Origin of the sequence: Nocardia sp. NPDC060220 (genome assembly GCF_042727815.1) — a bacterium.
Lineage (GTDB): Bacteria > Actinomycetota > Actinomycetes > Mycobacteriales > Mycobacteriaceae > Nocardia.
In genome coordinates this window covers 1-9,208 of sequence record NZ_JBHWZY010000206.1, presented here as the reverse complement: position 1 = coordinate 9,208, position 9,208 = coordinate 1, and the positions used below count along the sequence as shown (strand labels likewise).

The window sequence follows — 9,208 nt, the reverse complement described above, 5'->3', positions numbered from 1 at the left end:
CCCCATGGCTCGACCCCCTCGGTGACGGGGCTCGACGGCCCCAGAGTCTTGACACGCGTTCATGTTTCGAGACGGACTCTCCGTGGGGAGTCCGTGCCCGTAGGGCTTCAACGGTACCTGCTTCCGCGTGCATCCGGTACGCCGCCCACCGGACGGACCGGTGGTCAGCACCGTCGAGGAGCCCCTGTCCTCGCTGGTCAGCTGCGAGTTTAACCCGCCCGCCGACACCCAGCTGGCAGGCAAGCCGGTGCGGACTTTGAAGATGCCGCGCGATACCGCGCTGGTGACGATCCTGCGCGGTGGCCGGGTCATCGTGCCGCAACCCGACGATCCGTTCGAGGGTGACGACGAACTGTTGTTCGTCACCTCGGTGGAAGCCGAAGAGGATCTGCGACTCACGCTGGCGACGCACGGCGTGCGGCCGTAAGTCCCTACGCCACTTTCAGTTCCGCGCGCAGCTTGTTGAGCGCGCGGTGCTGCATCACCCGGACCACGCCCGGGCTGGTGCCGATGGCCTCGGCGGTCTGGGCCGCGCTCCAGCCGAGCACGATGCGCATGTGCAGCACCTCTCGGTGATTCGGCGCGAGCACCTTCATCAGTTCGAGGGTGGCGGCGCGGCGCTCGTAGGCCAGCACCCACTCCTCCGGACCCGCCGAAGTACTGGCGCTGTCGGGCAGCTCGGCCGTGGGGTAGGCAGTGTGCTTCCCGCGACGGAACGCGTCGGAAACCTTGTTGGCGGCGATGCCGTAGACGAAGGCCAGGAACGACTTGCCCTGATCGCGGTAGCGCGGGATGGCGGTGACAGTGGCGATCAGGACTTCCTGGGTGACATCGTCGGCAGTCACGGTGAGATGCCCGGTGGCGCCCATACGGGCCGAGCAGTACCGGCGGACCACCGGGTGCACCAGGCGCAGGATCTCGGCGACGGCGTCGCGATCACCGGCGGCGGCCGGGCCGATCAGCGCGTCGAGTTCGGCGCCGAGGCGCTTGCTCTCCGACAGCACGGGCGCCGGGGTCTTGGCGGCGTCGCGGCGTGCTGCGGTGGCCGGTCGCTCATTTCGGTGCTCGGTTGCCATCATGGTCGCCGGTCCTCTCACGATCATCGCGTTTTTCCTACGCATTGATCGTGCGACGAACAGCCGGTCGCGACCAGATACCCCAGGGTGGGTACTTCCCCACCTCCGGCGGCGCGCTGACCACCCTTACGCGGGCACGGATTCCGTTCCGGCGCCGGGCTTGTCGGCTTTCTCGGCGGGCAGGTGCCCGGCGCGGCGCACCGCCCACACGGTGACCACCAGGGCGACCGCGGTGAGCGGCCAGCCCATGCCGATCCGCGCCACGGCCAGCCAGGTGGTGTGGTCGGTGTCGTAGAGCTGCGACTGCACCAGGTAGCGGGCGCCGAACACGACCACCCAGACCGCGGTGGCCAGGTCGTAGAGCTTGCGGATGCGCTTGTCGGTCCGCCAGCGGTGACCGTGCCCGTTGAGCGCGCCCCAGATCACCCCGACCAGCGGCCTGCGCAGCAGGATCGACACCGCGAACACGCCCGCGTACACCAGGCTGGTGTAGATGCCGAACAGGAAGAAGCCCTTGGCCTCCCCCACTCGCTGGGCGATGAGCGCGCACAGGCCGACGCCGAGGAAGCCGGAGACGGCAGGCTGGATGGGGCTGCGCTGCACCAGTCGCCAGATCAGGATGGCGGCGGCGACGCCGAGAGCGGCCCAGATGGCCACGGTGAGGCCCGCGAAGGTGTTCACCGGGACGAAAACCAGAACGGGGAGGGTGGAATAGATCAGGCCGCTGAAACCGCCGAGCTGCTCGAGCAAGGTTTGTTCGGCCTTGTCGACCTCGGTGTCGATCTCCGGGTCCACCTGTTCATCGGTGACCACGGGCAACGCCACGGTGGCTTCGGGGTCCGCGGCAGTGCGGTACTCGTCGCTGGAGGGCATACGTCAGCTGTTCCCGCGCAATTCGTAGTAGGGGTTGAAGATCACCTTGCGGCCGTCGCGGTCGCCGACGCGACCACGGACCAGAATGCGCCTGCCCGGTTCGATACCGGGAATGCGCCTGCGCCCGATCCACACCAGGGTGATGGCATCGGTGCCGTCGAAGAACTCGGCCTGCACGGTGGCACCGGCCGCCTTGGGACACGCCTCGACACTGCGGAGTCTGCCCAGAATCGTCGCCTCTTCGCCACGACAGCAATCCTTGGCCCGCCGGGCACCGGACGCATCGGCCGTCTCAGCCAATTCCTCGGCGTCGAGCTGGTCGATATCGGCGGTGAGACGACGACCGAGTCGGCGAAAATATCCCGAGTCCGGACCCGATCCCGACTTGTGTCCGCCCGTGGATGACGACATGTCACGCTTCTCCCGCTAGTTGGCCGTACACCGCCACTGTAGATGGGCAAACGCCCGGCCGCTACGCTCGGTCGGTGTTGCGCACCCCACCCCAGGTCACCGTGGTCGCCCTGCCGGGGACCGGCTCCGACGCCGATTTCGCGGCCCGCGCGTTCGGGCCTGCCGCCCTCGCGTACGGACTCGCCTTCCACGCCGTCGAACCGGACCCGCAGGCCGTGATCGGGAGCTGTACCGCGGCTTTGGACGCTGCCGCGGCGCGCGGTCCGGTCCTGGCCGCGGGCATCTCCCTCGGCGCCGCGATCGCACTCGACTGGGCAGCCGAGCACCGTACCGCGGTAGTCGGTGTCATCACAGCATTACCCGCCTGGACGGGTGCCGAAACCGCCGCGTGCCCAGCCGCATTGAGCGCCGCGGTTACCGCCGAGCAACTGCGAGCCGACGGTCTGGAGGCGGTGCTGGAGCGGATGCGCGCCTCGAGTCCACCCTGGCTGGCCGACGCACTGACCCAGTCCTGGCGTGGGCAGTGGCCGCACCTGCCCGCCGCGCTGGACGAGGCCGCCGCGTACACGTGGCCGTCGCTGGACGACTTGGCGGGCAACGACGTGCCGGTCGCGGTCGTCGGCGCCGGCGACGACCCGGTCCACCCGATCGCCGTCGCTGAGGAATGGGCGGCAACATTGCCGTCAGCCCGACTGCACCGGGTGACACTCGCCGAGCTGGGCGCCGACCCGGCGATCCTCGGGCACACCGGGTTCGCAGAGTTGAGCGCGCTGCTACCAGCGACTCTCACGCAACGAACAGCCTTGCAGGACAACTGATTTCGCGAATACACGGGTAACTCGTCCGGATACCCCCGACACCACACCCGCCCCGAACCGCAGGCTCGGTCACCCGCCGAACCACCTCCCCACGACCGGCGAAAGTCGCGGAGAGGCGGCGGAGCCACGCCTAGTTCAGGCCGAGTTGCTGCATGGCCGAACCGTCCGCGCCTCGACGCGGCTCGTCCGGCAGTTTCGGCGGGAGGGCCGAGGGCGGCGGAGCGGCCGCGGCGGCCGCCTGGGCCTCGAGCGCGTCCTGCTGGGCCTGGACCTGCTGCTGATGGGCGGCGGCCAGCTGTTCGGCCAGTTCCTGGGGCAGGACCACCGGAAGCGGGTCACGCACGGGCAGGGGGTCGGTGCCGCGGCGGACCACGGCGTCGGCCAGGACCGCGCGGGCAGCGGTGATCAGCGGGCTGCGGTCGTCGACGGCGCCCTTGGGGCCGGCGGCGACCAGCCGGATCATCCAGCGAGGACCGTCGACACCGATGAAACGCAGATCGGCGCCCTCGGTGATCGCCTTGACCTCGCGGCCCCACGGGCCCTTCTCGACAGCCACGCTCGCGCCGTCACCGCGCAGCGACTCCGCCAGATCCGCGGCGACCGTGCGCCACTGACCCGCCGACTTGGGCGCGGCGTAGGCGGCGACCGTGAGCCTGCCGTGCTCGGTGGCCAGGTGCACCGCCTGCGGGGTGCCGTCGGGACTCATCTCCACCTGCAACTGCCCGCCCTGGGGCACCGGGATGAGCACCGAGCCGAGATCGAGGCGACGCGAGATGGCCTCGTCGGAAACCTCGCTGATGTCGTAGGGGCCCGCGGCGGCATCGGGGGCATGGTCGAAATTGCCGTAGATGCGCTCATCGGTCGGAGCGTCGTCGAAGTCCAGGCGCGCGAAGTCGGGGCGCTGGAACTCGTCGGTGTCGTACTCGTCGGAGTCCGCGTCCAAGTCGTAGTCCGCCTCGTCGTACTCGACGTCGTCGTAGTCGACGTAGTCGTCGGCGGCGTCGTCACGCGCGCGCTTCTTCTTTCCGAACAGACCCATCACGCCTCCTTGTCGGCCAGGCTGGCATGCCCGCCGCTCGACCCGTACCCGCCGGTGCCACGGGCGGTGTCGTCGAGATCGTCGACCTCGGCGAAGTCGACCAACTCGACCCGCTGCACCAGCAACTGCGCGATGCGGTCGCCGCGACGCAGCTCGATGGCGGTGCGTGGGTCGTGGTTGATCAGGCACACCTTGATCTCACCGCGGTAACCCGCGTCGACCGTGCCGGGCGTGTTGACCACCGACAGACCGGCCTTCGCCGCCAAGCCGGACCGGGGGTGGATCAAGCCGACCGTGCCCATCGGCAACGCGATCGCGATCCCGGTACCGACCAGCACCCGCTCGCCCGGTTCGATGATCACATCCTCGGTGGTACAGAGGTCGACGCCCGCGTCACCCGGATGGGCACGCGTCGGCACAGGGATGCCGGGATCGAGCCGCCGCAGCGGAATCGGTGCAAGTGCGTTCACATCGGTCGAGACTACGCGGTCGAGGCCGGACCTTCTCGTCGCAGCCCTGGTGCGGTGACCTAGTGTTGAGGGGTGCCCGACCAGCCCCATTCCCCGACGACCGCGACCACAGACACCGACCACGGCGCGCCGAGCGCGCAGGGTCCGTCGCCCTACTCCGAGCGCCTGTGGGTGCCGCTGTGGTGGTGGCCGGTCGGCTTCGCGATCGCGGGCCTGCTCGCAGCCGAGATCCATATGGGCGCGCCGGGTCTGCGGGCCTGGCTGCCGTACGTGTTGCTGGCGCCGGTCCCGGTCTGGATTCTGTTGTGGATGAGCAGGCATCGCCTGGATGTCACCGTGGCCGACGATGGTACGGCGGAACTGCGCGTCGACCGCGCCCACCTACCGGTGAGCTTCGTCGCGCGCGCCGCGGCCGTCGCGCCGACGGCCAAGAGTGCGGCGCTGGGCCGACAACTCGACCCCGCCGCCTATGTGCAGCACCGGGCCTGGATCGGCCCGATGGCATTGCTGGTGCTGGACGACCCGGACGACCCCACGCCGTACTGGTTGGTCAGTACGCGTAGGCCGGACCGGGTCTTGGCCGCGCTCGGACTCCCGAGCGCGGGCTGACCCTTCCTCGCTGATCCCTACGGATCAGTCTGCATAGCCCATGCGGGTCGATCGACCGCACGGTGCCACGCACTTGCCTGCCGCTAGAGCGCGCAATCCATGCAGATGAGCTGTCCACCCTTCTCGGTGGCCAGTCGGCTGCGGTGATGCACGAGGAAACAGCTCGAGCAGGTGAACTCGTCCGCCTGCTTCGGGACCACCCGAACGCTGAGTACCTCGTCGGACAAGTCCGCGCCGGGAAGCTCGAACGATTCCGCTGTATCGGATTCGTCGATGTCCACGACGGCGGACTGCGCCTCGTTGCGGCGGGCCTTCAGCTCCTCGAGCGAATCCTCCGACACCTCGTCGGATTCGGTGCGCCGCGGTGCGTCATAGTCGGTTGCCATGTCGTCTTCCCCTCAGTCCTTACTCCGTATATCCCGGATCAGTCGATTGCCGTAACCCCGCAGGGTTCCGGCGTTCGTACCGCCCCGCCGGTGGTGCACCTCACACGTGCACCGGTCGTCTATCAGGTTCGATCGACCAGCGATCTACTCCGACAGCGTTCGGTAAACGCAGGACATGCCCTTGTTGTTCCCGCGACCGACCACCGTTTCACCGGTAAATATTCGATCTGGGCGGCCAGACAATAGCGGACCGATGGACGAAAGTCGCAATCAAACCCGCGCCGAGCCGAAACCGACGACGAATCGTCACCTGCCGGGAAACTCGCCGAGACCTCCCCGACTCGCGCACCGCCGCGGGACTCGTAGAGTGAGCGCGTGGTTTCACTGATCACCGAAGGCAGCGCGACAGATCGCGACGGCAAACCCTTTCCGCGGCGGCGGCCCGAGCTCTGGCTCGCGCTCGTCCTCGTGCTGGCTCTGGTGAGCCTGTTCGTCTGGATCACGGCGTTCCGAACCCGTGACGACAGCAACGAACCGATGGCGTGCAACGCGCCGAGCACGCCGACGGCCACCAACGCGCCGCAGCCCGCGGCACTGGGTACCCGGGTGGGTCCGACGCGACTCGCCGAGGTCGACCCGGCGGCCCTGTCGGAGTCGCGGGTGCGGGTGTTCAACGCCAACGGCAAGAGCGGCCAGGCGGGCAACATCGGCGCGGCACTGGCCGACCTCGGCTTCGCCGGCGCGCCGGGGACACAGGTCGGTAACGATCCGGTCTATGTCAGCGGCGACCTCACCTGCACCGGTCAGATCCGGTTCGGCGTGAACGGGCGGCCCGCGGCCGCGTCGGTGCAGTTGATCGCGCCCTGCGCCGAGCTGATCGAGGATCCGCGCACCGACGACACTGTCGATCTGGTCCTCGGGCAGGCGTTCGGTGAATCATTGCGACCCGGCGCCGACGCCGAGGCAGTGCTCCGGTCGCTCAAGAACCTGGCCCCCGGCGCGAGCTCGTCCTCGATCGACCCGGACCTCCTCGACGCCGCACGCGAAGTCAAGTGCTGAGCGCTCTAGTCCGGTAGCGCCGTCGGCGCGCCGACCCGGTCGAGCAGGTCGGTGAGGTCCGCGGCGATACCGGGGGCCGCGACGACGGTCAGTTCGCCCGCGGCCCCGCCGACGGTGACCGGGGGGACGTGCACGACCGCACCCGCTTCGGCGGCGATGAGGGCACCCGCGGCCCAGTCCCAGGCGTTGAGGCCGTGCTCGTAGTACGCCTCCAGCCTGCCCGAGGCGACATGGCACAGGTCCATGGCGGCGGCGCCGAGGCGGCGGATGTCGCGGATCCGCGGCAGGATCTCGGTGAGCAGCTGCGCCTGGCGGGCCCGGCGCGCGCTGCCATAGGCGAAGCCGGTGGCTACCAGGGCCACCGAGAGCGAATCCTCGCTACTGCAGCGCAATGCCACTCGAGTGCCGTCCGGTCGCACAGCGTGCGATCCAGCGCCCAGTGCGGCGCTGTAGGTGGTGGCGGCGGCGACGTCGACCACGGCGCCCGCCACGGGCTTGCCGTCGACCACCGCGCCCACCGAGACGGCGTAGCCGGGGAGCCCGTAGAGGAAGTTCACGGTGCCGTCGATCGGGTCGACGACCCAGGTGACGGCACCCGCGGCGGTGGCGCCGACATCGCCGCCGCCTTCCTCCCCCAGAATCGCGTCGCCGGGTCTGCGCTCGGCGAGCAGCGCACGGATCAGCTGTTCGGATTCGGTGTCGACGATGGTGACCGGATCGGTGACGTGCCCCTTGGTGGCCACGGCGCCTGCCACGGGTCCGTCGTCGGCGAATACCTCGGGCCTGCGGGCACGCACGTGCGCGGCGGCCGTCTCGGCGAGCTCGACGGCCAGGCGCCGCAACTGCTCGTAATCGGCGGATGTGGTGGGGGCGGTTACGGTCTCGGGCTCGGTGTATTCGGGCACCCACCCATCGCATCACATGTCGTGGCTCGTCGCGCGAGGGGTGACTACCGCTACTCTTCTCCCTGGTGTCTGCCAGGCACCTCGACCACGTCAGCAAGGGGTTGAACCATGTCCACTCGGGGGCACGCATTCGGTATCGATATCGGCGGCAGCGGGGTGAAGGGCGCCGAGGTCGATCTGGCCACCGGCCTGCTCACCCATGAGCGCATCAAGATCCCGACACCGCGGCCGTCGACGCCCGACGCCGTCGCCGGGGCGGTCGCCGAACTCGTCGCGCAGGCGGGGTGGGAGGGACCGGTGGGCGTCACCATGCCGTGCGTGGTACTCGACGGCCACGCCAGAACCGCGGCCAACATCGACCAGGCCTGGATCGGCACCGACGCCCGCGCGTTGTTCGCGAAGGCGCTGGGCGGGCGCGAGGTCACCGTGCTCAACGACGCCGACGCAGCGGGACTGGCCGAGGACCGCTACGGCACCGCGCGCGACCTCCACGGGCTGACGCTGCTGCTCACCTTCGGCACCGGCATCGGCTCCGCGCTGCTCTACGACGGCGTGCTGGTGCCCAACTCCGAGCTCGGCCATCTCAAGATCGAGGGCGTCGACGCCGAGGATCTGGCCGCGGCCTCGGTCAAGGACAACGAGGACCTCACCTACCCGGAGTGGGCGCAGCGGGTGAGTCGCGTGTTGGGTCACATCGAGGATCTGTTCTGGCCGAAGGTGATCGTGGCGGGCGGCGGCATCAGCCGTGATCACGAACAGTGGATTCCGTTGCTCACCAACCGAACTCCCGTGATTCCGGCCGTATTGAAGAACACCGCGGGTATCGTCGGCGCGGCGATGGCCATCGATGCGGGCCTCGCGCCGTAGCCCGGCGCGGCCTGCGACGCAACGCCTGGGTGGCATCGTGCCATGAGTACCCTGGTTGGATCGTTACAATGGAACACGTCCGGCGGTGAGCCGGTGAAACCTTCCGGCCGCGGCCGGTCGCGAGAAGGTCGGTGAACGAGCGCCGACTTCCCCGGCCGACGCATCGCCGGTGCAACCCGACCGACCGCTCCGCCGGAAAACCACTCTGGCGTGACGCCGCACGAGACCGTCACGAAAGGGCGTACGTGGTAGCCACGAATACCCGTCAGACCGCCGACTCGGCCTCCGACGCCGATGCCGACGACGCCGTAACCCCGGCCAAGAAGGCGCCGGCTAAAAAGGCCGCTGCCAAAAAGGCGCCGGCGAAGAAGGCCGTAGCCAAGAAGGCGCCGGCGAAGAAGGCTGCCGCCAAGAAGGCTCCGGCCAAGAAAACCGCCGCGAAGAAGGCGACCTCGGGCGAGGGCGGTGAGGAGCAGCTCGACGACGAGTCGGTCGAGGTCGACGATCTCGGTGATCTCGAAGTCGCCGAAGACGAACTCGTCGGCGAGGAAGTCGTCGTCGAAGACGTCACCGAGGAAGCCGCCGAGGTCGCCGATACCGCGGAGCCGTCCGAGAAGGACAAGGCTTCCGGCGATTTCGTCTGGGACGAGGAGGAGTCCGAAGCGCTGCGTCAAGCACGCAAGGACGCCGAACTC

At 69.3% G+C, this 9,208-nt stretch carries 11 protein-coding genes and 2 pseudogenes; 6 read left to right on the top strand and 7 right to left on the bottom strand.

What is annotated here, in order from left to right; translation table 11 throughout:
* Positions 1-211 precede the first annotated feature (211 nt).
* Positions 212-427 (top strand): annotated as a pseudogene (locus ACFWF3_RS13390) (TrkA C-terminal domain-containing protein); the annotation flags it as partial.
* Between the two features lie 4 nt (positions 428-431).
* Here the strand turns inward: ACFWF3_RS13390 and ACFWF3_RS13385 are convergent.
* The 3 genes from ACFWF3_RS13385 to ACFWF3_RS13375 all read right to left on the bottom strand — a co-directional run bounded on the left by ACFWF3_RS13385 (position 432) and on the right by ACFWF3_RS13375 (position 2,360).
* A complete protein-coding gene (locus ACFWF3_RS13385) occupies positions 432-1,076 on the bottom strand; it encodes a sigma-70 family RNA polymerase sigma factor (protein WP_379313889.1) in 645 nt (214 codons plus the stop codon).
* Positions 1,077-1,202: 126 nt separating this feature from the next.
* Positions 1,203-1,949, bottom strand: coding sequence for a DUF3159 domain-containing protein (locus ACFWF3_RS13380; protein ID WP_378988646.1), 747 nt, complete (start codon positions 1,947-1,949; stop codon positions 1,203-1,205).
* Positions 1,950-1,952: 3 nt separating this feature from the next.
* Positions 1,953-2,360: an OB-fold nucleic acid binding domain-containing protein gene (locus tag ACFWF3_RS13375; RefSeq protein ID WP_067458744.1), complete on the bottom strand. Its 408-nt coding sequence runs from the start codon at positions 2,358-2,360 to the stop codon at positions 1,953-1,955.
* 74 nt (positions 2,361-2,434) lie between these two features.
* On the opposite strand from ACFWF3_RS13375, the gene ACFWF3_RS13370 reads away from it, so the two are divergent.
* Positions 2,435-3,178, top strand: coding sequence for an alpha/beta fold hydrolase (locus tag ACFWF3_RS13370; protein WP_379313888.1), 744 nt, complete (start codon positions 2,435-2,437; stop codon positions 3,176-3,178).
* A 130-nt stretch (positions 3,179-3,308) separates the two neighbouring features.
* Here the strand turns inward: ACFWF3_RS13370 and ACFWF3_RS13365 are convergent, their stop codons facing one another.
* Complete coding sequence (locus tag ACFWF3_RS13365) at positions 3,309-4,217, bottom strand: DUF3710 domain-containing protein (protein WP_378988642.1); 909 nt, start codon at positions 4,215-4,217, stop codon at positions 3,309-3,311.
* Entirely contained in the window at positions 4,217-4,687 is a 471-nt protein-coding gene (dut, locus tag ACFWF3_RS13360; protein WP_358063315.1) for a dUTP diphosphatase, read from the bottom strand. The genes ACFWF3_RS13365 and dut overlap by 1 nt, the downstream gene beginning before the upstream one ends.
* Before the next feature lie 72 nt (positions 4,688-4,759).
* Between dut and ACFWF3_RS13355 the strand changes: the two genes are divergently transcribed.
* Positions 4,760-5,296 (top strand): DUF3093 domain-containing protein, encoded by a 537-nt coding sequence (locus tag ACFWF3_RS13355; protein ID WP_378988640.1) that lies wholly within the window; start codon positions 4,760-4,762, stop codon positions 5,294-5,296.
* An 83-nt stretch (positions 5,297-5,379) separates the two neighbouring features.
* On the opposite strand, the gene ACFWF3_RS13350 is transcribed toward ACFWF3_RS13355, so the two are convergent.
* Positions 5,380-5,682, bottom strand: coding sequence for a DUF4193 domain-containing protein (locus tag ACFWF3_RS13350; protein WP_056811237.1), 303 nt, complete (start codon positions 5,680-5,682; stop codon positions 5,380-5,382).
* A 375-nt stretch (positions 5,683-6,057) separates the two neighbouring features.
* Between ACFWF3_RS13350 and cei the strand changes: the two genes are divergently transcribed.
* On the top strand, positions 6,058-6,741 hold the full coding sequence (gene cei, locus ACFWF3_RS13345) for an envelope integrity protein Cei (RefSeq protein WP_378626688.1): 684 nt from the start codon (positions 6,058-6,060) through the stop codon (positions 6,739-6,741).
* A gap of 5 nt (positions 6,742-6,746) precedes the next feature.
* Here cei and ACFWF3_RS13340 read toward each other — a convergent pair whose 3' ends face one another.
* Positions 6,747-7,646 (bottom strand): inositol monophosphatase family protein, encoded by a 900-nt coding sequence (locus tag ACFWF3_RS13340; protein ID WP_379313887.1) that lies wholly within the window; start codon positions 7,644-7,646, stop codon positions 6,747-6,749.
* A gap of 108 nt (positions 7,647-7,754) precedes the next feature.
* On the opposite strand from ACFWF3_RS13340, the gene ppgK reads away from it, so the two are divergent.
* Positions 7,755-8,513, top strand: a complete 759-nt coding sequence (gene ppgK, locus ACFWF3_RS13335) for a polyphosphate--glucose phosphotransferase (RefSeq protein WP_379313886.1) — start codon at positions 7,755-7,757, stop codon at positions 8,511-8,513.
* Positions 8,514-8,758: 245 nt separating this feature from the next.
* Positions 8,759-9,208, top strand: a pseudogene (locus tag ACFWF3_RS13330) (RNA polymerase sigma factor); the annotation flags it as partial.

Excerpts from the sequence above, each read along its gene's own strand:
- ACFWF3_RS13385 (WP_379313889.1), bottom strand. The coding sequence starts at position 1,076 with ATGGCAACCGAGCACCGAAATGAGCGACCGGCCACCGCAGCACGCCGC.
- ppgK (WP_379313886.1), top strand. The coding sequence starts at position 7,755 with ATGTCCACTCGGGGGCACGCATTCGGTATCGATATCGGCGGCAGCGGG.
- ACFWF3_RS13375 (WP_067458744.1), bottom strand. The coding sequence starts at position 2,360 with ATGTCGTCATCCACGGGCGGACACAAGTCGGGATCGGGTCCGGACTCG.
- ACFWF3_RS13380 (WP_378988646.1), bottom strand. The coding sequence starts at position 1,949 with ATGCCCTCCAGCGACGAGTACCGCACTGCCGCGGACCCCGAAGCCACC.
- ACFWF3_RS13365 (WP_378988642.1), bottom strand. The coding sequence starts at position 4,217 with ATGGGTCTGTTCGGAAAGAAGAAGCGCGCGCGTGACGACGCCGCCGAC.
- ACFWF3_RS13350 (WP_056811237.1), bottom strand. The coding sequence starts at position 5,682 with ATGGCAACCGACTATGACGCACCGCGGCGCACCGAATCCGACGAGGTG.